Source organism: Thiohalocapsa sp. ML1 (genome assembly GCF_001469165.1).
In the GTDB taxonomy this organism is placed as follows: domain Bacteria; phylum Pseudomonadota; class Gammaproteobacteria; order Chromatiales; family Chromatiaceae; genus Thiohalocapsa.
Map to the genome: position 1 here is coordinate 27,231 of NZ_JABX01000027.1, position 21,628 is coordinate 48,858.

A 21,628-nucleotide genomic window follows, 5' to 3' on the forward strand; every position below is an offset into this window, starting at 1 on the left:
TCAGCCCTCCGCCGCCGGCTCGTCCGCGCCCGGCGCATCGGCGGCGCTCGTCTTGCGCGCGATGGCGGTCTCGATCAGGTCCAGAAAGTCCCGCTCGTCGCGCACCGCGGCGACCTCCGGCGACTCCACGACATAGCCGTGCGGTCGCGCAATGGCCTCGTAGCGCGGCACGCGGGAGTGAAACAGCCGCGGGAACACCCAGCGGGTGAAGTCGTCCGGGTCGATGTCCGCGACATAGTCCAGCGCGTGCTCGGCGAGGTAATCCTTCACCGCGGACTTCAAAAACGCCGGGCGGAAGTAGAGCGGCTTCGGGTCCGCCTGCGCGCGGCGGATCAGCTTGATCTCGTCCTGCTGCGGCACGCGGATGTACAGGATCAGCGTGTGCCGCGCCAAGAGGTCGATGACTGACGGCTCATCGAGCTCGCACAGGCTGCCGCCGACGTCGTTCACGAAATGGCTGTAGCCGTAGATATGCCGCGCCTTGTCGATGAAGGCGGGCACGTCCAGCATGGCCTGGATCTCCGCCTGTCGGTACATGGCCTGCCTGCGGTTGAACTCCTGCAGCGACAGCCCGCCCTGATCCGGATCGCCGAGCTTGCCGACGAAGCTCAGCACCGGCCCCAGGTCATCGACGGCGATCTTGTTCTGGATCGCGATCCAGTCGCGCCGCAGCAGGTCGCGCAGAAACGGCACTTCCATGGCCTTGGACTTGATCAGATCCAGGATCGGCTCGTCCAGATAGCGCGTGCCGATGCGGTAATCGCCGGAATAGTGGAACCAGTCGTTGCGCCTTAACAGCGCCGACAGATAGGTCTTGCCGACGCCGGACATGCCGAGCAGCGTGACGCTGCGGTGCTTCCAGGCGCGGAAGGTTTCGATGTCGAAGTGCACGGGGGCGCGGAGCGTCGGTCAGGCCGCGGGTGCGGCAGCGAGCGGCGGATGATACGCCATCACGGGCGGAGCGACACCTCCCGCCGCGCGCTCCTCCTTAGCGGACCGGGGCATCCGTGCGCCTGTCCGCGGGACTTTAGGCCGCTCCGCGGCGTCGACGTACCGCGGCCATTGAGAAGAGACCCAGCGCAATCAACGCCAGGCCACCGGGCAGGGGTACGGCACCGGCACGGACAATGATGTCAAAGGTCCAGATGGAGCCGATCTCGTCCCCGAGACAAGCCTCAACATTCAGCCCGGCGCAGCTATTCAGGGGACGATTCTGGTCCGTCAGGAAATACAGCGTCGCCCGCCACTCCGTTGCCAGATCGCCGGCACGGTCGAAGTCGATCTGCAGCGGTGTGCCGGTCGTGCTTGCATCAAGGTCGTCGCCGAAGGACGGTAATCCGCCGACGATGCTGAAGAACGAAGTGGTCGGATCGAAGCTCGGGCCAAATCCGACACTGTAAAACGTCAAGTCCGTCAGGTTGCCATCGGCAGGATCGACATCGCCGAAGAGGTTTGCAAGTGCCAGCGACTTCGTGAAGCTGTCGCCGTCGATGCTGGTATCGCCGATCACGATCTCGCTGCCGTAGTCGGCCCACGCGGACAGATCCGAGGTTGCGGGAGTGCTATTCGGCGTCTTCCCAAGACCGAGAATCGGACCTTTGATCGTCGCCGTGATGGCCCGCGTCACGTCGGGCACGCCGTCCGCGGAGACGCTCTGCACGGCCTCGCCGGCACCGATGGTTACGCCGTCTACGTCGCCGAAGGCGAGCCCGCCAGCGCTGTAGCCTCGCGCGAGTGTGTCGGCGGCAGCGGTGCCGAGACTCGCCGGCCCCGGGCCGGTGGCCGGATCAACCACGAAATATGAAGCCTTAGACCCGCTGAGGACGTCCGCAAACTTCACGTTGTCGAGCGTGGTGCCGCTCGCCCCCGCGTTGCGTGCCGTTAGGCCTTCGGTAGCTGAGCTGTCCCGGCACGAACTGTCCCGAAGTCGATGCCGGCCTCTTGATTCGCGTCGTTCTGAACCGAGAGCGCCGGCTCCGGCTCATCCAGCGGCGTGATGATGATGTCGAAGCTGCCGTAGTAGGCATCAGGAGCTTTGACGGCCTGAGCAATAATCGTGGAGTTGTTCCAGACCTCCTCGTAGAACTGAAAGCTCAGGGTGTCATCTTCGCGTAAGCGAATCGCTTCGTTGCGATTGGCGGTCGGATCTGCCGGGTCATTGACCGTGGCCATGTCGGAGTTGGTGAAGAAGAAAGTCCTGTCCGCCTCCATACGGAAATCGGCGATACCCCCATTCTGCACGTACTTGGTGTTCGCGCTAGGCGTAGCCGACTGATCGACTACGACCTTCCAATCCCTCGTGGTCGCAGACACAGCAGTGTCATCGGCGTCGCGGTAGGACGCATGCAGCGCCATCTGCTGCTGTGTCACATCTTGGAGGGATAGAATCTGGGTCGGTCGGAACACCCGCTCGTATGCGAGCATGGTTCCCGTGCCTTGCGTGGGACTCAGGCCTTGACTGGCTGGACCAGCCAGCGGGCCGAGGTTGGGCGTATCGGCGACCGTCTCGAACGCCACTGTGCCGAGAACAAAGTCGATGTCCGCATCGAAGGTCACCCGGAGCCAGGAGTTGTCGCCGACGCTGGGGTCGTTTGGACCCCGCGTGCCCCAACTGAACAGGAGATGATCTTGTTTTGGACCTGGTTGCGCCGCTGGGCTACAACTGGCGGAAGGGCCGCCCACACCAGGGCAATTTTGGGAGAAATTGACCCAAATGCTCGGGTTCAGGGTCACCGGCGCAACATAGGCATTGAGGTCTGCGTCGAAGTGGCCGCTTTGTATCTCGATCGTGACGACCCCGTGCGCGCTGGAGGCAAAGAGCCCGAGCATCGCGGCGGCCAGTGCCGATCGCCGTGCTGCGGCGCAGCCGCGCCGAGGATCGGCCCTGCGCATGGACGTTTGCCCGGCAAGTCCGAGCAGCGCGAGCGCGATGCCCTTCATACCCCACCCCCCACACGCCCGGCCACCCACCGCCGCCGCGCCCGCACCCCTGCCAACCCGGCTAGCCCTAGGCCGACCAGCGCCAGCGCGCCGGGGGCGGGGACGTCCTGGGTGCCGCTGGTTCTCCCGCTGAGCGTGAAGGTGAAGGGGGTGTCGTTCTGGGCGTCGTAACCGGACGCTTGATCCGTGAGGAAGCTGAGGGTGACGGTGTACTGCGCACCCGCCTGCGCGGTCGTGAAGATGTCGAAGGTCAGCGATAGCTCTTCGTTTGCGCTCAACGTGTCGCTCGGCAAGCTCAAGGTGCCCAATGTTCCGGCCGTGATATCGGCAGAGACGTTGAAGATCGTCAGATCGTCCAAGGTGCCGAAGTCGGCGCCGAAGAGGTTCTTCAGGGTCAGGGTCACGGCCAAGGTATCGCCAGGGTCCACGGTATCGAGATTGATCTGGCCAACCCCGGGCGCAAAGTAGCGGGCGCCGGCGTCGGGCGACACGCCGAGCAGCGGCCCGACGGTTTGCTGCGTGAGCTCGGCGAAGGTGCCGCTGCCGGCGGTGGGGCCGCCGACGCGCACGCGAACGCTGTCGACTTGGGCATTGCCGGTGGCGGCGGTGTTGACAGTGCCGTTTGCGTTGAAAGTGTACGGCATGCTCGCGGGCCGCGCCGGCATCGTGAAGCCAAAGCCGTCCAGCACGGGCGTCTCGCCGACGGCAAGGTTCACGTTGCCCTGGGCGCCCGAGACACTGGTGGTCGCGTTGCCGGTGGACTCGACGTAGGCGGTGCCGGCGATGCTGCTGCCGGCCCCACCCTGGTTGAACAGCCAAATGCTGCCTTCAAGGGTCGACCCTGGGGTGCCATCCGCGCGGGTGCGCCCCAGCGATGCGCGCAGGTCATCCGGGCTCGGGCGGCTGTATGTCACGTCCGTGATGGGCGCATCGTCGCCGTCCAGCAGGATCATGCCTGCCTCCGGAGGGGCGCCGACTGCCGGTGCATTGAGCTGCACGAGGAAGTCAGACATGTACGCCTCTGGGACTCCCGACGTGTCGCCAGCGAAGAACGTCGCGTCGACGGTGCCGCCGGTCTGCAATTGCACTGGAGCGGTGCCCGCAACAAACGGCACCACCTGAGACCGCTGAGCGATCTGCGCGGGGACAGAAGACAATAGGAAGTTCGGAAAAGTCCCCGTCTGCGCCCAAAGTGAGCCTGGCGCAGGCAGCTCAGCCCCGAACTCGTGGGTCGCGCTGCCCGCTGCGGCCGCCTTCAGGGTGCCTGACCATTGTCGAGCGGGGGGATAGAACACACCGACCATACTTGGATCGTTTTGATCTAACACCCCGGGTCTCCCGTAGGCAGCAGCGATGCCTTGACCCTGCAAAGCGTCGGGATTGAATGTGTAGTTGCTGCTCCCGAGCGGTGTGAGCGGCTCCGCCGGCCCATAGCTTGGCCCCAACGGCGTGCTGAGACCGGCGTCGTCGCGCAGCGTCATGACGCGAATACTTGTGATGTCCGGGCTGTTCCCGGTGCCGGCCCAGGTGAGTGTCGCCTTGCTGTTGGTGGCTTCGCCTTGACCGCCCCAGAAGAACAGGGTGTCGTCGTTCGGCGTCGGCGCGTCGGAGTCGCTCATGGCACAGCCGCTCCCGCCCGCGACATTGCTGCAATCGGTCGCCCAGGCGTCATAGCTCGCCGTATCGGATGTGAAGAACACCGCGTTCTCGACGCTGTCGATATTGGCCTGAAACGGCACGGCGCCGACTGGTACGGCGATTCCGGCGAGGATGGCCGCGACGGCGGCACTGAGCGGGCTTCGCAGAGGCATGGGGTGGGTCGCTCCGGCAGGGGTAGGACATCGGGGGACCGGCCTGGCGCGCCAGTATTTGTCACCGATGAACATTTTCAGGGGATTGCCTAGAATCACAGCAAGTATTAGACCATCCAAAAATCAAAGAACAAGAACAATCACTTGCAAGACGAAGCCCCGGTGCGCACGGTGATCGGCGATGAATACTGTAAAAAATTCTGACAGTCATCGAACAGTCATTGAGCGCCCCCAGCCCAGCACCGCGGCGGAAGCTCGATCCGGGGCCCGCCGCAGCGACCTGGGATCCCCGCCAAGTGGGCCATACTAGCGGACGACAGGTGCAGCGTGCGATTGACGGACGCACGATGCCAGCTCCGGAGTTGAAAAAGATGGCTCGAACGTCTGCAGATCTCGGGGAGAGCCGGCCTAATCGACTGTAAAGCCACGCTTACAGGTCGCCACGCTCCGCACGAGCCGCGTTCGTCGGCGCCAAGTGGTGGGCCGTCTAGGATTCGAACCTAGGACCAAGGGATTATGAGTCCCCTGCTCTAACCGCTGAGCTAACGGCCCGGGGGGAAGGCGGGCGGCGCGTGCGATGCGCGCGGATCGAGCCGGCCAAGCCGGGCCGCAGGCCCGCGCCCGGCACGGGGCAGTCCCCGGCGGCTCAGTCGCTGTCGAGAAAGCCGCGCAGCTTCTCGGAGCGGGTCGGATGGCGCAGCTTGCGCAGGGCCTTGGCCTCGATCTGGCGGATGCGCTCGCGGGTCACGTCGAACTGCTTGCCGACCTCCTCCAGCGTGTGGTCGGTGTTCATGTCGATGCCGAAGCGCATGCGCAGCACCTTGGCCTCGCGGCTGGTGAGGCTGGCGAGCATGTTCTGCGTCGCCTCGCGCAGCCCGGCGGCGGTGGCGGAGTCGAGCGGCGAGATGACGCCGGCGTCTTCGATGAAGTCGCCCAAGTGGCTGTCCTCGTCGTCGCCGATGGGCGTCTCCATGGAGATCGGCTCCTTGGCGATCTTGAGCACCTTGCGGACCTTTTCCTCCGGCATCTCCATGCGCTCGGCGAGCTCCTCGGGCGTCGCCTCGCGGCCCATTTCTTGGATCATCTGCCGGGAGATGCGGTTCAGCTTGTTGATGGTCTCGATCATGTGCACCGGGATGCGGATGGTGCGCGCCTGGTCCGCGATGGAGCGGGTGATGGCCTGGCGAATCCACCAGGTGGCGTAGGTCGAGAACTTGTAGCCGCGGCGATACTCGAACTTGTCCACCGCCTTCATGAGGCCGATGTTGCCCTCCTGGATCAGGTCCAGGAACTGCAGGCCGCGGTTGGTGTACTTCTTGGCGATGGAGATCACCAGCCGCAGGTTGGCCTCGACCATCTCTTTCTTGGCGCGGCGGGCCTTGGCCTCGCCGATGGACATCTTGCGGTTGATCTCCTTGATCTCGCCGATGGTCAGCGTGTTCTCGCGCTCCAAGTCCTGCAGCCGGCGCTGGGCGCGGCGCACGTCGCTCTCGACCTCTGCCAGGCGCACCGAGTACGGGTGGCCGGCGTCGATCTGCTCGCGCACCCAGTCGGGGTTGGTCTCGTTGTCCGGGAAGCTGTCGATGAAGGCCTTGCGCGGCATCTGCGCGTGCTCAACGCAGAGCCCCATAATGATGCGCTCCTGCGTGCGCACGCGCTCGATGCTGCCGCGCAGCACCTCCACCAGCTCGTTGAAGACGTTGGCGACGAGCTTGAACTGCATGAAGTCTTCGGAGACGTTCGCCATCGCGGCGCGGGAGGCGTCGTGATCGCGGCCGTGCTCGCGCAGCAGTGCGACGAACTCCTCGAAATGCGTCCGCAGCGAGGCGACGCGGCGCCTGACCTCCTCCGGATCCGGCCCGGTGTCGGGAGCGGCCTCCTCGGCATCGTCGTCTTCTTCTTCGGTGGCGGTCCCGGCGGCGGTGGTCGTCTCCTCCTCGACGGCAGCGGCGGCTGCGGCCCCCTTGGCGACGGGCTCCGGGGCTTCCTCGTCGGTGAAGCCGGAGATGACGTCGGACAGGCGGCGCTCGTCGCGCTCCACCTGCGCGAACATGTCGAGCAGCAACTCCACGGCACGCGGATAGGTGGACAGCGCGCCGAGCACCTGATTCAGGCCGTCCTCGATGCGCTTGGCGATGCGCAGCTCCCCCTCGCGGGTCAGCAGCTCCACGGTGCCCATCTCGCGCATGTACATGCGCACTGGGTCCGTGGTGCGACCGAACTCGCTGTCGACGGATGCGAGCGCGGCGGCGGCGGCCTCGGCGGCCTCGTCATCGGCGACGGCGGAATCGCTGCTCAGCGTGTCGATCTCCGCCGGGGCGGTCTCGTGCACCATGATCCCCATGTCGTTGATCATGCGCACGATGTCTTCGATCTGCTCGGGCTCGATGATGCCGTCCGGCAGATGGTCGTTGACCTCGGTATAGGTCAGAAACCCCTGCTCTTTGCCCTTGGCGATCAACTGCTTGAGTTGCGAAGCCTGCTGCTGGTCTTGATCCATGCGGATACCTGTTCGAGGATTGGACCGGGCGGAATGCGGAAACGCGCCGGCAACCGCGCCCGGGCGCGGTCGGGCCGGCAACTGCCCGAAGGTGTTGAAGTATAGGTGCTGAGTATAGTTGCTGAACTGTAGGATGCTGCGAACAAACTGGCCAGCGTATCAGATCTGCGCTTTTTCCGGTATCCCAAGGCCCCGGAGTCCGACGGCGCGTTAACCTGAGGCGCGCTCGTTGCCGGCGCGCCTCCCCGACGGGCTCAGCCGGCGCCGTGGCCATCACCTCCGCCGCGCGCCTGCCAGCGCCGCGCGATCTCGGCGGCACGGCGCTGGGCGGCCACCTCGCGATTGAGCCGATCGATGGTCCCGGCGAGCTCCTCGGCGCGGCCCTCTGCCGGGATCAGGGCGATCAGTCCCGGCTCCGACAGCCGACGGACGGTCCGTTCGTGCTCCGTGTCGCGCCAGCGCTCGGCGAGCGTCGCCGTGGTGATGCCGGGATAGGCGGCGGCGATGTCGACGATCTCGGCCAGCAGGGCGATGCCGGGGTTATCCAGCTCGCGCCAATCCGCGGGGCGCTCGACCACGAGCGCGGCGCGGCCGGGATCATCCAGCAGCAGCGCGATGGCCCGGCGCAGCGGCGTCAGCGCCGGCCCTGCCTGCTGCATGCGCGGCACCGACGGCCGGCCCTGCGCGCGCCGGGCACCCTGGCGCGGTTGGGCGGTGCCGCTGCGCCGCGCGAGCTCCGCGCCGAGCTGCTGGCGATAGCTGCCGGCGGGCATGCCCTGGAGCAGCCCCTGGACCTCGTCCACCAGCCCTGCGCGGCCCTCCGGCGTGGCTGGGTCGTGGCGCGCCTCGACGTGCTCGAACAGGAACGCGGACAGGAGCTTGGCCTCCGCGAGCCGGGCCTCGAAGGCGTCTTTGCCCTCCTTGCGCACCAGCGTGTCCGGGTCCTCGCCGTCGGGCAGGAACAGAAAACGCAAGGGCTGCTGCCCGGTGGCGAGCGGCAGCGCGGTCTTGAGTGCCTTCCAGGCGGCGTCGCGGCCGGCCCGGTCGCCGTCGAAACAGAACACGATCTCCGGCGCGCTGCGCAACAGCCGCTTGATGTGCTCCGGCGTCGCCGCGGTGCCGAGCGCCGCGACGGCATAGTCGATGCCGAACTGCGCGAGCGCGATCACGTCCAGATAACCCTCGACCAGCAGCATGCGCGGCGGGCCGCGCAACGCCTGCTGCTGCTCGTAGAGGCCGTAGAGCTCGCGACCCTTGACGAAGACCGGCGTCTCCGGTGAGTTCAGGTACTTGGGCTCGCCGTCGTCGAGCACGCGCCCGCCGAAGCCGACCACGCGCCCGCGCCGGTCGCGTATCGGGAACATGATCCGAGCGCGAAAGCGGTCGTAGCGCCGCCCGTCGCGCTCCGTGATGAGCCCCGCCGTCAACAGGCGCTCTTGCTCCGCCGGCGTCTTGCCGAGTGCGTCGAGCAGGAAGCTCCAGCCGCTCGGCGCGAGCCCCAGCCCGTAGCGCTGCACCACCTCGGCGCTCAGGCCGCGACGCTTCAGGTAAGCCACGGCCGCTTCGCGCTCGTGGTGCTCGCGCAGCGCTTGCCGGTACAGCCCCGCCGCCTGCTCCAGCACGGCGAGGATCGGCGCCGGGTCCGGCCCTGTCGGCGCGCCGTCGTCCGCGGGCAGCGACATGCCGGCGCGCTGGGCGAGCTCGGTGACGGCCTCCGGGAAGCTCAGCCGGTCAAACTCGATCAGAAAGTCGATGGCGTTGCCGTGGGCACCGCAGCCGAAGCAGTGGTAGAACTGTTTCGCTGGACTGACCGTAAACGAGGGCGTCTTCTCGGTGTGGAACGGACAGCAGGCGGTGAATTCAGCGCCGGCCTTCTTGAGCTGCACGCGCAGCCCGACGATCTCGACGATATCGGTGCGGGCGAGCAGCCGGTCTTTGAATTCCGGCGTGATGCGACCGACCATCGACCACGACCTCGCGAGAGCCGGAACCGAGACGCGCTGGCCGCAGCCCGGGCATGTGGTCTTGCCGCAGCCGAGTCACGGCAACCGGCGAGATAGAACCTGCAGAAGGGCCGAGGGCGGAGGGCCGAGGATGGCGCCCTTGGCCCTCGGCAGCGCCGCTATCGGCCATTGTTCAGCCCGCGAGTCGCGCCTTCACGCGCTGGCTCACGGCGCCCATGTCGGCGCGGCCCTGTAGCTGCGGCCTCAGCACGCCCATGAGCTTGCCCATGTCGCGCATGGATGCCGCGCCGGTTTCCGCGACGGCCGCGTTGATCAGCGCATCGATCTCGTCATCGGACAGGGCCTCGGGGAGGTAGCCCTGGATGACGTCGATCTCCGCGCGCTCCTTGGCGGCGAGGTCCTCGCGACCGGCGGCCTCGAACTGTGCGATCGAGTCCCGCCGCTGCTTGACCATCTTCTCGAGCACCGCGAGCACTTGCGTGTCGTCGAGCTCGATGCGCTCATCGACCTCGCGCTGCTTGATGGCGGCGTTGACGAGCCGGATGGTGCCGAGGCGTTCCTTGGCGCCGGCCCTCATCGCGGCCTTCATGTCGTCGGTGAGGCGCTGCTTGAGCATGGTCGCTGGAGTCGGGCTTGGGCTCGATTTGCCGGGAGGTTTGGAGCCGCCGGGTGCCGGTCCTTAGGGCACGGCAACGCGCAGAGGTTCCGGCATCCGCCGTGGGGATCGAGCCGTCAGTACGGGCGCTCCCAACGACGCGCCTCGCGGGAGAGCTTCTTGTGATGGCGCTTGACGGCGGCTGCCTTCTTGCGCTTGCGCTCCGCTGTCGGCTTCTCGTAGAACTCGCGGCGGCGGACCTCGGCGAGCACACCGGCCTTTTCGCAGGAGCGCTTGAAGCGGCGCAAGGCGACCTCGAAGGGCTCGTTCTCTTTGATGCGAACGCTGGGCATGAAAAATCCTTGCAATGAAATTCAGTTGAGCATTACGCCGCGCCGCGTCTGGCCAACGCGTGCGTAATCGCGCATTATGCCCTGCACAACTTCCCACTGACAAGCACGCCCGCCTGCTGCTCCGCCCCCGGGGCGCCGCTGGGCGGATCGCGGCGAATCGACCCAATGCGTGTACTTGGCATCGAAACCTCCTGCGACGAAACGGGCGTGGCCATCTACGACGGCGACGCGGGCCTGCTTGCGCATGAGGTCCACAGCCAAGTGGACCTGCATGCGGCCTATGGCGGCGTGGTGCCGGAGCTTGCCTCCCGCGACCACATCCGCCGGCTGACGCCGATGATCCGACTGGTCATGGACCGGGCGGCGACGGCACCGGCCGACATCCACGGCGTCGCCTACACGGCGGGGCCGGGGCTGGTCGGCGCGCTGCTGGTGGGCGCCGGGCTCGGCCGCAGCCTCGCCTGGGGCTGGGGCGTGCCCGCCATCGGCGTGCACCACATGGAGGGCCACCTGCTGGCGCCGCTGCTGGAGGAGCCGGCGCCGGCCTTTCCGTTCGTCGCGCTGCTCGTCTCCGGCGGCCACACGCAACTGGTGCACGTGGCGCAGATCGGCCATTACCGGCTGCTCGGCGAGTCCGTGGACGATGCCGCCGGCGAGGCCTTCGACAAGACGGCCAAGATCCTGGGCCTGCCCTATCCCGGTGGTCCGGCGCTGGCGAAGCTCGCCGAACAGGGCCAGCCCGGCCGCTACCGCTTTCCGCGCCCAATGACCGATCGCCCCGGGCTCGACTTCAGCTTCAGCGGGCTCAAGACCTTTGCGCTGAACACGGTCCGCGACGAGCTCGCGCGCCGCCCGGACACCGAGCAGGCCAAGGCCGACATCGCCCGCGCCTTCGAGGACGCGGTGGTGGAGACGCTCGCGATCAAGTGTCGCCGCGCGGTGGAAGCCGCCGGCAGCGACCGCCTCGTGCTCGCCGGCGGTGTCAGCGCCAATCGCCGGCTGCGAGCGCGTGTAGACGAGATGATGGCCGCGCGCGGCGGTCGGGCCTTCTACCCGCGGCCGGCGCTGTGCACCGACAACGGCGCCATGATCGCCTTCGCCGGCCACGAGCGCCTCGCGGCGGGGCTCGCGGAGCCACTGGCGTTCACGGCGATGCCTAGATGGCCGCTTGAGGGACTCCCTGCGTTGGAGAAGGGCTGAGGGCCAAGGGCCGAGGTACAGCGAATCCGGCGCCTCAGCCCTCGGCCCTCGGCCCTTGCCCCTGCACCACGGTCGCTTCCGCCGCCCCGCCGCCGATCCGATCCTCCTCACCCCGCAGCAGCTTCTTGATGTTGCTGCGATGACGCAGGAACAAGAGCCCCGTGATGACGAGCTGCATGCCGATGAGCGCGGGATTGGGCCACAGGAGCCAGACGAACACCGGCGCCAGCGCCATGGACAACAGCGCCGACACGGACGAGATCTTGAGCACCTTCGCCGCAAACAGCCACACCGCCGCCGTCGCCGCACCGATGGGCCAGTAGAGCCCGAGCTGCACGCCTAGCGCGGTCGCCACGCCCTTGCCGCCGCGGAAACCGAAAAACACCGGGAGCAGGTGGCCAGCAAACGCGGCGATGCCCACCAGCGCCAGCGTCAACGGCGCGACGCCAAGCACGTGCGCGATCAGCATCGGCAGCACGCCCTTCAGCATGTCGCCGGCCAGCGTGATGGCCGCCGCGGGCTTGGCCTTGGCACCGCCGATGCGCAGCACATTGGTCGCGCCCGGGTTGTTGGAGCCCTGCGTGCGCGGGTCCGGCAGGCCCATCGCCCGGCAGACGATGATGGCGCTGGACACGGAGCCGAGCAGATAGGCCCCGAGCACGAGCAAGAGCGCAATGATGAGGGATAGGTCCATGGCCGCGCATTGGACCGGCTGCGCCCCTTGCGGTCAAGCTCGGAACTAAGCTCTTGGCGCTCGCGCGGTGCTTGCACAGGCGCGAACAGACAACATTTGGGAAGGGGCTAGTGCCGAGGGCCGAGGAGGGCCGGCCGGAGCCGGAGCTGGGCCGGAGAGCCGACCGCCAGGTCGGCTAGGCACGCGCGATATCCGTGCATCCCGCTCTGTCGGTGTTGACCTGGAGGTCAACACTCCAGTCAGTCCAGCCAACGCCAGACGACAACAATAGGAGCCCCCGTGGACATCGTTTTCATCAGCCAACTGCGCATCGAGACCGTCATCGGCATCTACGACTGGGAAAAGGCGATCAAGCAGCCCGTGGTGCTCGACATCGAGATGGCCGCCGATAACCGCAGGGCCGCCGCCTCCGATCGCATCGAGGACACGCTGGACTACAAGTCCGTCTCGAAGCGGCTGAAGCAGTTCGTCGGCGAGTCGCAGTTCGAGTTGGTGGAGACCCTCGCCGAGCGCTGCGCCGCGATCATCCTCGACGAGCTCGGTGCGCCCTGGGTGCGGCTCAAGGTCAATAAGATCGGTGCCATCAGCGACGCCGCCGGCGTCGGCGTCGTCATTGAGCGGGGCGTGCGGCCCGGCTGAGCCGAGCGTGCTTCGAGCGGGGTGTGTTACCCGGCTTAGACGAGGCCGATGCCGTGGCGTCGCAGCAGCGCATCCACCGGGATGGCTACATAGTCCTTCGCCGGATACTCTGCATGCACCACGCGGCCATCCCAGCCGATGAGGTCGAGGTCAATCTTCCGCGGACCCGCCTTGATGCCGCCGCGCTGGCGGCCGAGCCGGTCCTCGACGCCTTTCAGGTAAGCGACGAAGGCCGTCTGCTCCAGGCTCGTCTCAACCAGCCAAGCGCCGTTCAGGAAATCCGGCTGGGCCAGATATCCCTCCGGGTCGGTGCGAATCAGCGGCGACTCGTCCACCAGCCGGTGCTCGGCGGCGACGATGTCGCGGGCACGCTCAAGGTTCAGCTCCGGCTCGATGTTCGAGCCAATCGAGACCACGGCGAGATGCACGGCGCTCGCGCTCATCGCGCGGCCGGATAGTTCTCGGAGTGCCGCCCCACTTGGAACATGCCCTCGCCGCCGTCGACGGTGAGGATCTGGCCGGTCACGAAGTCGTTTTCCACCAGGTAGCGCAGCGCGTGGCACAGATGCTCGGGCTTGCCTTGGCGCTTGAGGGGGATGCCGTCTAGGCGCCAGCGCAGGTAATCCGCCGTCCGGCTCGACATCGGCATGACGACCCCGGGCGAGAGGCCGTTGACTCGGATACGCGGCGCGTACTCCAAGGCCGCCATGCGCGTCGCCTCCGCGAGGCTCTTCTTGGAGAGCAGGTAGGCGGCGTAGTCGTATTGGGCGTAGGCGACCTTGTTGTCGATGATGTTGACGACACAGCCCGCGTCTACGCTGGCCGCGAAGACCCGCATCAGCTCCATCGGTGCCACGAGGTTGACGGCGAGCTGCGCGTAGACGGTCTCCGGGCGGGTGCTGGCCAGGTTGCCGGCTACGTAGCGCGACGCGCTGTTCACGAGGACGCCCAAGCGCGGGAAGCGCGCCAGCGCCCGTTCCATCAGGCCGGGCAGGTCTTGGTGCCGGGACAGATCGCATTGCAGCGGCTCGGCATCGCTGCCCCGGGTGCGAAGCTCCGCGGCCGTGGTCTCGGCCTCGGTGGCGGAGCTGTTGTAGTGCAGCGCGATGTCGTAGCCCATGTCGGCCAGGGCGAGGGCAAACTCGCGGCCCAGCCGCGTGGCGGCACCGGTGACGAGGGCCGCGGGGCGGTCGGCGGTGTCTGTCATCAGGTCAATCCTTGATGGAGAAGGGCGTGAAATTGGTGCCCCGGTCATAGATGTCAACGCCCTCGGCCTGTTTCAGGAAGCCGACGACAGCGTAGGTCACGGGCGTCATGGTCGCTTCCAGCAGCACCTTGAAGGCGAAGTTGAATGCGATCACCGACGCGATGCTCTCTGCGGACCAGATGCCCAAGAAGGCGATGGGGTAGAACAGCAGGCTGTCCGCGCCTTGGCCGGCGATGGTGGAGCCGATGGTCCGGGTCCACAGGTACTTGCCGCGGGTCCAGAGCTTCATCTTCGCCATCACGTAGGAGTTCACGAAGTCGCCGACCCAAAAGGCAACGATCGAGGCGATGACGACGCGCGCGGTGTTGCCGAAGACCGTCTCCAGCGCCGGCTGCAGCGTCGCGTTGAAGGGCTCGGCCGGGTCCGCCGGCAGCGCGATGATCACCATGGACATCACGGAGGCGAACACCAATGCGCCGAAGCCCGCCCAGATCACGCGTCGCGCGCGGGCATAGCCGTACACCTCCGTCAGGATGTCGCCGAAGATGTAGCTGATGGGAAAGAACAGGTTGCCGGCGCCGAAGCTCAAGCTCTCGCCGATGCCGGGCAGCGCAAACGGCAGCTCGATCTGCCCCACCTTCGCGGGCCCGATGAGGTTGGAGCACAACAGCACCGTGACAAAGCCGACCATGATCAGGTCGTAGTACTGAAAGCGGCGGCCGTGCGTGGCGGCGCCGGGCATGGCGGCGTAGGGTCGACTGGCGTAGCTCATGCGGGCTCCCCTGGCTGGCGATGCCGGGGGTTCTGCGGCCGGCAGGCGCGCCACACAAGGCGCGACGCCGAATGACCGGCACGCACGGGCTCCGGCGCGCGGTGCCGTCAGCCGGCCTCGCCGCGGTGCAGTCCGCCGATGCGCAGCAGCTCGCCGACGATCTCGCCGGTGTCGTCGGCGCGGTCGAGGTCCTCGGCCGGGGTCCAGGAATAGTCCGTCTCCAGCCGGTAGGAGCCCAAGTACTCGTGCGGCGGCGCGCCGCGCCAGTCCGCCGGCGACAGCATCGAGAAGAAACTGCCGCCGGCCTTCCGGTACAGGTGATAGACCTGGCCCGGGATGCGCTTAAAGGCGCACTCGGCATGCGTCAGCGCCTGCTCCTCGCGCGCCTCATCGAGCACCTTGCGCGCCTCGGCCTGCAGCGCCTTGATCTGGTCCGCGATGACCCGGAGCTTGGCGCCGGTGCGCGCGCTCAGCATGGACTCCGCGCGGGCGATCTCCTCGGCCAGCTCCGGGGCCTCGAAGGCCGGCGCGAGGCGGCTCACGGGATACGGCGAGCTGCGCGCGTCGCCGCGATGCAGCAGGGCCTTGTCGTCTTTGCTCATGACGATGCTTGAGATCCTCCGGGCTCGGGTGCGCGGTCTCGGCGCACCGTCGATGCCGTCTTATTGCTGAATGGTGCGACCACCATCGACGGCGATGATCTGCCCCGTAATGTAGGGCGCGTCGCACACCAGAAAGCGCACGGTGCGGGCGATGTCCGCGGGCGCGCCGGGACGCTTCAATGCGGTGCGCGCGAGGATGGTCTCCTTGACGGCGTCCGCCAACCCCTGCTCGGGCCACAGGATCGCGCCCGGTGCGACCCCGTTGACGCGCACGCGCGGCCCGAGCTCCCGGGCCAGCGCCTGCACCATCATCGCATTGCCGGCTTTGGCGATGGAATAGATGGGGTGGTGCGCATGGGGGCGCTCGGCGTGGATGTCTACCAGATTCACGATGCAGCCGTCCGCGGCCGTCAGGAGCGGCGCCAGCGCCTTGGCCAGAAAGAAGGGCGCCTTCAGGTTCGTGTCCATAAGCTCGGTCCACTGCGCCTCGGTGGCCTCGGCGAGCGGCGTCGCATAGAAGCTGGAGGCGTTGTTCACCAGCACGTCGAGCCGGTTGCGAAACGCGCGCACCGCGTCCAGTAGCACGGTCGGGGCCTTCGGGTCCAGCAGATCGGCACGCGCGAGCCGCACCGAGTCCGCCCGCGCGGCCTCCAGCTCCGCCTTCAGCGCCGCGGCGTCGTCGCCCGAGCTGCGATAGTGGATGATCAGGTCCATGCCCTCGGCGTGCAGCACGCGGGCGATCTCGGCGCCGATGCGCGCCGCCGCGCCGGTGATGAGCGCCACCGGCGGTGCGAGCGGGGCGTTTGGATGCGGGGTCGGATGCGACGTAGCCAAGGGTGAGTCACCTCATTGATCGGTGCAAATGGGCCCGCTCGGGCCAAGGTCGGAGGGCCGAGGGCCGAGCCCGGACTGCCGATGCCTTGGCCCTTGGCCCTTGGCCCTCAAACCCCTGTATCGTTGCGCAACCTGACGCGGCCCAGCGAGCTGAACCATGCAGTACCCCAACGATGCCGACGGCGCCGCTCTTGCGCAGAGCGAGGCCATTGCGGCGCACATCGCAGCCGCCATCGACGCGGCCGGCGGTGCGCTCCCCTTCGATCGCTTCATGGAGCTCGCGCTGTACGCCCCCGGGCTCGGCTATTACTCCGCCGGAGCCGCCAAGCTGGGGCCGGACGGCGACTTTGTCACGGCCCCGGAGATCTCGCCGCTGTTCGGCCGCTGCGTCGCCAGCCAGTGCGCGGAGGTGCTGGCGGCGCTCGGCGGCGGCGATGTGCTCGAATTCGGCGCCGGCAGCGGCGCCCTCGCGGCGGAGCTGCTGAGCACGCTCGACGCGCTCGGGCGGCCCCCCGAGCGCTATCTGATCCTGGAGCCGAGCCCGGACCTGGCGGAGCGCCAGCGCGCGCTGCTCGCCGAGCGGGTGCCCGCGCTCGCGCCGCGCGTCCACTGGCTGCCCGCGCCGCCCGCGGGGCTCCGCGGCGTCGTCATCGCCAACGAGGTACTGGACGCGATGCCCGTGCACCGCTTCTGCGTGCCGCCGCTGGACCCGGCCGCCGCCGACCCGGCGCACCTCGCGGAGCGGGTGCAGGAGGTGCTGGTGGTACGCGACGGCGACGGCTTCGGCGAGATCCGCTCGGCGCCGGTGTCGGCCGGGCTCGCCGAGGCGGTCGCAGCGCTCGACCTGCCCGCGGACCTGCTCGCCGACGGGCTCTGCGGCGAGCTGAACCTGCGCCTCGCGCCCTGGCTCGCGCTCCTCGCGGAGCACCTCGCCGCCGGCATGCTGCTCGTCATCGACTACGGCTATCCGCGCCGGGAGCTGTACCTGCCGGAACGCCGCGACGGCACGCTCTTGTGCCATCACCGCCACCGCGCCCACGCCGACCCCTACAGCCACTTGGGCCTGCAGGACATCACCGCGCACGTGGACTTCACCGCCGTCGCCGACGCCGGCACCGCCGCGGGACTCGACCTCGCCGGTTACACGACGCAGGCCAACTTTCTCATCGGCTGCGGACTCGACCGCCATCTGAGCGCCGCGACCGATGACCCGGCCACGCTCATGGACCTCGCCGTCGGCGCCAAGCAGCTCGTGCTGCCGGCCGCCATGGGCGAGCGCTTTCAGGTGCTCGCACTGGCCCGCGCCGCAGAGGCGCCGCCCGCCGGGTGGTGCGGCTTCGGGCTGCGGGATTTGCGGCATCGGCTGATCGACCGATAAGGCTCCTGGCGTCCCGGCGAGCTGTAGGGCACATAGGCATAGCCGGCCCGCAGCAGGAGCAGCGTGGTCAGCACCTGAGGTATCCCAAAATCGGCCTGGACAGCGAGCCGTCACGGACTGGGAGCGCCGGCTTTCAGCCGGCTTCGCGCGCCGGGGGCTCGATGCCCCCGGCGTGCGATCGACTGCGCTGGAGCAGGGCGACTACCCATGCCGCGCCGCCGGGCCGGGCGACTGCGCTTGTGCCCTTGTGCCAGCCCAGACGCCGCCGACGCGGCATCGAGCCGCGACGGCGCCGAGCCGGCTGGAAAGCCGGCGCTCCCAGTCAGCCGCGCGTCTGCGAGACGGCTGGGATTCCGGTCCCGATTTCAGGTCGGAAGGATGCACTCTCGATGGTGGCGCCCCGGCGCAACGCCGACAGACGCTCCGGCGCCAGAGTGCCCAGGGCGCGCCAGGCGCCCTTGAGCTCGTCGATCTCGGCGACGAGGGAGAGCATCTCCGGGCTATCGATCCAGGCGAGCACGGCGTCGCCGTCGACGACTTGTCCCGCATCCAGCTCGGCGAGGGCCTCCTGCGTTTCCTCGTCACGAAGCGGCCGCAGATCCTCACGCTCCAGGTACGCGCGCACGGCGTCGTTGATGATCCAGCCCTTGGAGCGACGCAGGCGTGCCGCCGTGGCGTCGAGCCGCTGCACGAGATCGTCGGGCATCCGGACGCGTGTCATACCGTCATACCCGTGGCTCGAATCCGCTGGTGTTTTAATGCACCGCATTATAGTTCTTGGCCGCGGTAGGCCGGAGTTTGCTGATTTTTTGCTCTGCGCCGCCTCGATCGCTTCAGCAGCGGCGAGCCGCTCTCAGTCTCCATCCGCAAACAACGCCCGCCAGAACAGCACGAAGCTCATCGCGAGCATCGCGCCGGCGGCGGCCGGCAGGAGCCAGGGCAGCTCCGCCCAGGGCTCGCCGAAGAGCAGCACGGCACTCGCGAAGCCGGCGAGCCCGAGCGCGCCAAAGGTTGCGAGCAGGCGGCGGTTGTTGTCGCCCAGATTCCGGCGGATGGCCTTGAGGTCGCCGGTGGCGCCGTCCGGGTAGATGGCGGCCTGGCGCTCGAGCTGGTCGATGATGCGGGTCAGCGCAACGGGCAGGTCCGGCAGTCGCTCGGCCAGCGCGGGCCAGTTGTGCAGCGTGCGCTCGACCAGTCGCTTGGCGCCGATCTGCTCGCGCATCCAGCGCTCCATGTAGGGCTTGGCGGTGGTCCAGAGGTCGAGTTGCGGATAGAGCTGGCGGCCCAGGCCCTCGATGTGGATCAGGGTCTTCTCCAAGAGCACGAGCTGCGGCTGGATCTCCATGTCGAAGCGGCGCGCGGTCTGGAACAGGTTGACCAGGAAGTTGCCGAAGCTGATCTCGGCGATGGGCTTCTCGAAGATGGGCTCGCACACGGTGCGGATCGCGGATTCGAACTCCTCGACCCGGGTGCCGAGCGGCACCCAGCCGGACTCCAGGTGCAGCTCCGCCACGCGCCGATAGTCGCGCCGGAAGAACGCGAGCAGGTTCTCGGCGAGGTAGCGCTGGTCTTCCTTCGTGAGCGTGCCGACGATGCCGAAGTCCACGGAGATGTAGCGCCCGGACGGCTCCACGAAGATGTTGCCGGGGTGCATGTCCGCGTGGAAGAAGTTGTCGCGGAACACCTGCGTGAAGAAGATCTCGACCCCGCGGGTGCCGAGCTGGCGCATGCTGATGCCCTGCGCCTTCAGCTCCTCGACCTTCGACACCGGGGTGCCGTAGATGCGCTCCATCACCATCACGTTCGGGCGCGTCCAGTCCCAGTACACCTCAGGGATGTACAAGAGCTCGCTGTGCTTGAAGTTGCGCCGAAGCTGCGAGGCGTTGGCGGCCTCCCGTTGCAGGTTCAGCTCATCGAGGATGGTCTTCTCGTACTCGCGCACCACCTCCACCGGCCGCAGCCGCCGCCCGTCCGGCCAGTAGCGCTGGGCGAGGCCGGCGAAGGCGTAGAGCAGGTCCACGTCGCGGCGGATGATCTTCTCGATGCCGGGGCGCAGCACCTTGACGATGACCTCGCGCCCATCCTTGAGCTGCGCCGTGTGCACCTGTGCGATGGACGCGGACGCGAGCGGGGTCTCGTCGAAGGCGTCGAGCACCGCCTCCACCGGCCGTCCCCAGGCCTTTTCGATGAGCGCGCGGGCCTCGCTGCCCGGAAAGGGCGGCACGCGGTCCTGGAGCTTGGCCAGCTCCTCGGCCATGTCCGCCGGCAGCAGGTCCACGCGCGTGGACAGGAGCTGGCCGAACTTGATGAAGATGGGCCCGAGCTCCTCCAGCGCGAGCCGCACCCGCACCGGAAACGCGGGCAGGTCGCGCTTGAACCAGTTCCAGGGCGCCAGGTGCACGAGAAAACGCACCGGGCGCAGCACCGGGATGGACGCCACCACCTCATCGAGTCCGTGCTTCAAGAGCACGAGGTTGATGTGCAGCAGCCGCAGCGTCTGCGGGAGGCGAAGCATGTGCGGCGGGTATCCTTAAGGATGCGGGCGACGTGTCGCGGCGCGGGTTACAGCAGGTTGAGCGCCCGGCTGGCGTCGGGCTGGCGGACGCGGCTTGTCCGGGCGGCCTGGTCAGCCGCCGCGCTGGCGTTGCAGGCGCTCGACCCGGGCGGCGAGGCGCTCCACGTCGTCGCGCAGCGTGTCCACGGCGGCGAGAAAGGCCTCCAGCTCCGAGCGGCTCGGCAGCACGGCGGCCTCTTCTTGCAGGTACTCGCGCAGGTTCTGCGCGGCGACATCGCCGCTGCGCCCGGCCCAGCGGCTGCCGGCTTGGGCGCGCTGCACCAGCCGATGCGCCAGCGTGTCGCCGAGCAGCTTGGAGAGCTGCTCTTCCCAGTCGATGTCGAGACCGCGAAAGACATCGCCCAGGGTCTGCGCGAGGCGATTGTCGCCGTCGATCCGGATGGTACCGGCGAACACCGCGTCCTCGCGATTGCGGGCGAGCACCATGCCCAGGAGCGCCACCGGGCTGCCGCGGACGACGCAGTCGGGCGGCGCCTCGTAGGCGGAAAACAAGAACAGCCGGTCCTCGCCGGGCACCACGTAAAGGTGCGTGCCGAAGCCGGTGAGATCGAGCCTGAGCACCTGGCCCTGCACGCCAGCCAGTCGCGCGGCGCCCTCCGGGTCCAGCGCCAGCACGCCGTTGACAGTGCCCTCGGCAGCGGCCAGCAGCGCGTCTGGCAACTGGATGCCGGTGGCTTCGGCGCCGCCCATGTCTGCGCCCGTGCTCACAGCTTGTATCCCCGATGGATGGCGACGATGCCGCCGGTGTGGTTCTCGTAGCTCGCGCGCTCGAAGCCGGCCTGCTCCAGCATGCCGAGCAGCGTCTCCTGGTCCGGATGCATGCGGATGGACTCGGCCAGATAGCGGTAGCTGGCGGAATCGCCGGCGACCAGCCGCCCGAGCACCGGCAGCACACTGAAGGAGTAGGCGTCGTAGACCTTCTCCAGCGGCTTGGTGGTCGGGTGCGAGAACTCCAGGATCAGCGCGCGCCCGCCCGGGCGCAGCACGCGGTACATCTCGTTCAGCGCCAACTGCTTGTGCGTGACGTTGCGGAGCCCAAAGGCGATGGTAACGCAGTCGAAACTGTCCGACGCGAACGGCAGCGCCTCGGCGTTGGCCTGGCAGTAGTCGAGGTTGCCGACGACGCCGGCGTCCACCAGCCGCGTGCGGCCTTGATTCAGCATCGCGGCGTTGATGTCGGACATCACCACCTCGCCGTCGGCGCCGACGATGCGTGCGAAGCGCTCGGCGAGGTCGCCGGTGCCGGCGGCGAGGTCCAGCACCCGCTGCGCGCGGCGCACGCCCGCCATCTCGATGGTGCGGCGCTTCCAGAGCCGGTGGATGCCGAGCGACATCAGGTCGTTCATCAGGTCGTAGCGCGACGCCACGGAGTCGAACACGGCCCGCACGCGCTCCTGCTTCTCGGCGACCGGGACTTCTTCGTAGCCGAAATGGGTCTTGTCTTCAGACACAGGGCGGGCTCCATCAGATATCAGGCGGCTATTCTAACCGCGGCGCGGGGGTCGCGCGTGGGAGGCGCTGGGTACGAGAGCTTCGCTGCGGGAATATCGAGACAGGCGCGTGG

21 protein-coding genes and 1 tRNA gene are annotated in these 21,628 nt (G+C 68.1%); 3 read left to right on the plus strand and 19 right to left on the minus strand.

Annotated elements, in window-relative coordinates; translation table 11 throughout:
• The 9 genes from ML01_RS16800 to rpsU form a co-directional block, all read right to left on the minus strand.
• Positions 1-831, minus strand: a complete 831-nt coding sequence (locus ML01_RS16800; protein ID WP_371258219.1) for an ATPase — start codon at positions 829-831, stop codon at positions 1-3.
• 196 nt (positions 832-1,027) lie between these two features.
• Positions 1,028-1,840 (minus strand): hypothetical protein, encoded by an 813-nt coding sequence (locus ML01_RS16805; RefSeq protein WP_162268039.1) that lies wholly within the window; start codon positions 1,838-1,840, stop codon positions 1,028-1,030.
• A gap of 41 nt (positions 1,841-1,881) precedes the next feature.
• Positions 1,882-2,940 (minus strand): hypothetical protein, encoded by a 1,059-nt coding sequence (locus ML01_RS28920; RefSeq protein WP_156427789.1) that lies wholly within the window; start codon positions 2,938-2,940, stop codon positions 1,882-1,884.
• Entirely contained in the window at positions 2,937-4,751 is a 1,815-nt protein-coding gene (locus ML01_RS16815) for a PEP-CTERM sorting domain-containing protein (protein ID WP_058556560.1), read from the minus strand. Before ML01_RS16815 ends, ML01_RS28920 begins: the two co-directional genes overlap by 4 nt.
• Positions 4,752-5,227: 476 nt before the next feature.
• Positions 5,228-5,303, minus strand: a tRNA-Ile gene (locus ML01_RS16820).
• 94 nt (positions 5,304-5,397) lie between these two features.
• Positions 5,398-7,251, minus strand: a complete 1,854-nt coding sequence (rpoD, locus tag ML01_RS16825; protein WP_058556561.1) for an RNA polymerase sigma factor RpoD — start codon at positions 7,249-7,251, stop codon at positions 5,398-5,400.
• A 254-nt stretch (positions 7,252-7,505) separates the two neighbouring features.
• Positions 7,506-9,215 carry a DNA primase gene (dnaG, locus tag ML01_RS16830; RefSeq protein WP_058556562.1) on the minus strand — a complete coding sequence of 570 codons (1,710 nt, stop codon included), beginning with the start codon at positions 9,213-9,215 and terminating at the stop codon, positions 7,506-7,508.
• Between the two features lie 172 nt (positions 9,216-9,387).
• Positions 9,388-9,831, minus strand: coding sequence for a GatB/YqeY domain-containing protein (locus ML01_RS16835; RefSeq protein WP_058556563.1), 444 nt, complete (start codon positions 9,829-9,831; stop codon positions 9,388-9,390).
• A gap of 116 nt (positions 9,832-9,947) precedes the next feature.
• Complete coding sequence (rpsU, locus tag ML01_RS16840; RefSeq protein ID WP_058556564.1) at positions 9,948-10,163, minus strand: 30S ribosomal protein S21; 216 nt, start codon at positions 10,161-10,163, stop codon at positions 9,948-9,950.
• A gap of 165 nt (positions 10,164-10,328) precedes the next feature.
• Here rpsU and tsaD point away from each other — a divergent pair, with 165 nt between their 5' ends.
• A complete protein-coding gene (gene tsaD, locus ML01_RS16845) occupies positions 10,329-11,363 on the plus strand; it encodes a tRNA (adenosine(37)-N6)-threonylcarbamoyltransferase complex transferase subunit TsaD (RefSeq protein WP_058556565.1) in 1,035 nt (344 codons plus the stop codon).
• Positions 11,364-11,397: 34 nt separating this feature from the next.
• On the opposite strand, the gene plsY is transcribed toward tsaD, so the two are convergent.
• Entirely contained in the window at positions 11,398-12,057 is a 660-nt protein-coding gene (gene plsY / locus ML01_RS16850; protein WP_058556566.1) for a glycerol-3-phosphate 1-O-acyltransferase PlsY, read from the minus strand.
• A 279-nt stretch (positions 12,058-12,336) separates the two neighbouring features.
• Between plsY and folB the strand changes: the two genes are divergently transcribed.
• Positions 12,337-12,696 carry a dihydroneopterin aldolase gene (gene folB / locus ML01_RS16855; RefSeq protein ID WP_058556567.1) on the plus strand — a complete coding sequence of 120 codons (360 nt, stop codon included), beginning with the start codon at positions 12,337-12,339 and terminating at the stop codon, positions 12,694-12,696.
• A gap of 35 nt (positions 12,697-12,731) precedes the next feature.
• Here folB and folK read toward each other — a convergent pair whose 3' ends face one another.
• From folK to ML01_RS16880, 5 genes are all read right to left on the minus strand, one after another.
• On the minus strand, positions 12,732-13,139 hold the full coding sequence (gene folK / locus ML01_RS16860) for a 2-amino-4-hydroxy-6-hydroxymethyldihydropteridine diphosphokinase (protein WP_058556568.1): 408 nt from the start codon (positions 13,137-13,139) through the stop codon (positions 12,732-12,734).
• Complete coding sequence (locus ML01_RS16865) at positions 13,136-13,903, minus strand: SDR family oxidoreductase (protein WP_058556569.1); 768 nt, start codon at positions 13,901-13,903, stop codon at positions 13,136-13,138. The genes folK and ML01_RS16865 overlap by 4 nt, the downstream gene beginning before the upstream one ends.
• 4 nt (positions 13,904-13,907) lie before the next feature.
• Positions 13,908-14,675, minus strand: coding sequence for a queuosine precursor transporter (locus ML01_RS16870; protein WP_082674364.1), 768 nt, complete (start codon positions 14,673-14,675; stop codon positions 13,908-13,910).
• A 107-nt stretch (positions 14,676-14,782) separates the two neighbouring features.
• Entirely contained in the window at positions 14,783-15,277 is a 495-nt protein-coding gene (locus ML01_RS16875; protein WP_058556570.1) for a DUF2452 domain-containing protein, read from the minus strand.
• Between the two features lie 60 nt (positions 15,278-15,337).
• Entirely contained in the window at positions 15,338-16,111 is a 774-nt protein-coding gene (locus tag ML01_RS16880) for a pteridine reductase (protein WP_254045286.1), read from the minus strand.
• 157 nt (positions 16,112-16,268) lie between these two features.
• Between ML01_RS16880 and ML01_RS16885 the strand changes: the two genes are divergently transcribed.
• Positions 16,269-17,489: a class I SAM-dependent methyltransferase gene (locus tag ML01_RS16885; RefSeq protein ID WP_058556572.1), complete on the plus strand. Its 1,221-nt coding sequence runs from the start codon at positions 16,269-16,271 to the stop codon at positions 17,487-17,489.
• A 322-nt stretch (positions 17,490-17,811) separates the two neighbouring features.
• On the opposite strand, the gene ML01_RS27495 is transcribed toward ML01_RS16885, so the two are convergent.
• The 4 genes from ML01_RS27495 to ubiE all read right to left on the minus strand — a co-directional run bounded on the left by ML01_RS27495 (position 17,812) and on the right by ubiE (position 21,515).
• A complete protein-coding gene (locus ML01_RS27495) occupies positions 17,812-18,195 on the minus strand; it encodes a CopG family ribbon-helix-helix protein (protein WP_254045287.1) in 384 nt (127 codons plus the stop codon).
• 147 nt (positions 18,196-18,342) lie between these two features.
• Entirely contained in the window at positions 18,343-20,004 is a 1,662-nt protein-coding gene (ubiB, locus tag ML01_RS16895) for a ubiquinone biosynthesis regulatory protein kinase UbiB (RefSeq protein ID WP_058556573.1), read from the minus strand.
• A gap of 111 nt (positions 20,005-20,115) precedes the next feature.
• Complete coding sequence (locus ML01_RS16900; RefSeq protein ID WP_254045288.1) at positions 20,116-20,772, minus strand: SCP2 domain-containing protein; 657 nt, start codon at positions 20,770-20,772, stop codon at positions 20,116-20,118.
• Positions 20,769-21,515: a bifunctional demethylmenaquinone methyltransferase/2-methoxy-6-polyprenyl-1,4-benzoquinol methylase UbiE gene (gene ubiE, locus ML01_RS16905; RefSeq protein WP_058556575.1), complete on the minus strand. Its 747-nt coding sequence runs from the start codon at positions 21,513-21,515 to the stop codon at positions 20,769-20,771. Before ubiE ends, ML01_RS16900 begins: the two co-directional genes overlap by 4 nt.
• Between the last annotated feature and the right edge of the window lie 113 nt (positions 21,516-21,628).

What these genes read in the sequence shown, in the direction of transcription:
- ubiB (WP_058556573.1), bottom strand. Translation starts at nt 20,004, where the DNA reads ATGCTTCGCCTCCCGCAGACGCTGCGGCTGCTGCACATCAACCTCGTG.
- ML01_RS16835 (WP_058556563.1), bottom strand. Translation starts at nt 9,831, where the DNA reads ATGCTCAAGCAGCGCCTCACCGACGACATGAAGGCCGCGATGAGGGCC.
- folK (WP_058556568.1), bottom strand. Translation starts at nt 13,139, where the DNA reads ATGAGCGCGAGCGCCGTGCATCTCGCCGTGGTCTCGATTGGCTCGAAC.
- ML01_RS16875 (WP_058556570.1), bottom strand. Translation starts at nt 15,277, where the DNA reads ATGAGCAAAGACGACAAGGCCCTGCTGCATCGCGGCGACGCGCGCAGC.
- ML01_RS16800 (WP_371258219.1), bottom strand. Translation starts at nt 831, where the DNA reads ATGTCCGGCGTCGGCAAGACCTATCTGTCGGCGCTGTTAAGGCGCAAC.
- ML01_RS28920 (WP_156427789.1), bottom strand. Translation starts at nt 2,940, where the DNA reads ATGAAGGGCATCGCGCTCGCGCTGCTCGGACTTGCCGGGCAAACGTCC.
- ML01_RS27495 (WP_254045287.1), bottom strand. Translation starts at nt 18,195, where the DNA reads ATGCCCGACGATCTCGTGCAGCGGCTCGACGCCACGGCGGCACGCCTG.
- ML01_RS16815 (WP_058556560.1), bottom strand. Translation starts at nt 4,751, where the DNA reads ATGCCTCTGCGAAGCCCGCTCAGTGCCGCCGTCGCGGCCATCCTCGCC.
- dnaG (WP_058556562.1), bottom strand. Translation starts at nt 9,215, where the DNA reads ATGGTCGGTCGCATCACGCCGGAATTCAAAGACCGGCTGCTCGCCCGC.
- ML01_RS16870 (WP_082674364.1), bottom strand. Translation starts at nt 14,675, where the DNA reads ATGAGCTACGCCAGTCGACCCTACGCCGCCATGCCCGGCGCCGCCACG.
- ML01_RS16885 (WP_058556572.1), top strand. Translation starts at nt 16,269, where the DNA reads ATGCAGTACCCCAACGATGCCGACGGCGCCGCTCTTGCGCAGAGCGAG.
- plsY (WP_058556566.1), bottom strand. Translation starts at nt 12,057, where the DNA reads ATGGACCTATCCCTCATCATTGCGCTCTTGCTCGTGCTCGGGGCCTAT.
- tsaD (WP_058556565.1), top strand. Translation starts at nt 10,329, where the DNA reads ATGCGTGTACTTGGCATCGAAACCTCCTGCGACGAAACGGGCGTGGCC.
- rpoD (WP_058556561.1), bottom strand. Translation starts at nt 7,251, where the DNA reads ATGGATCAAGACCAGCAGCAGGCTTCGCAACTCAAGCAGTTGATCGCC.
- ML01_RS16865 (WP_058556569.1), bottom strand. Translation starts at nt 13,903, where the DNA reads ATGACAGACACCGCCGACCGCCCCGCGGCCCTCGTCACCGGTGCCGCC.
- rpsU (WP_058556564.1), bottom strand. Translation starts at nt 10,163, where the DNA reads ATGCCCAGCGTTCGCATCAAAGAGAACGAGCCCTTCGAGGTCGCCTTG.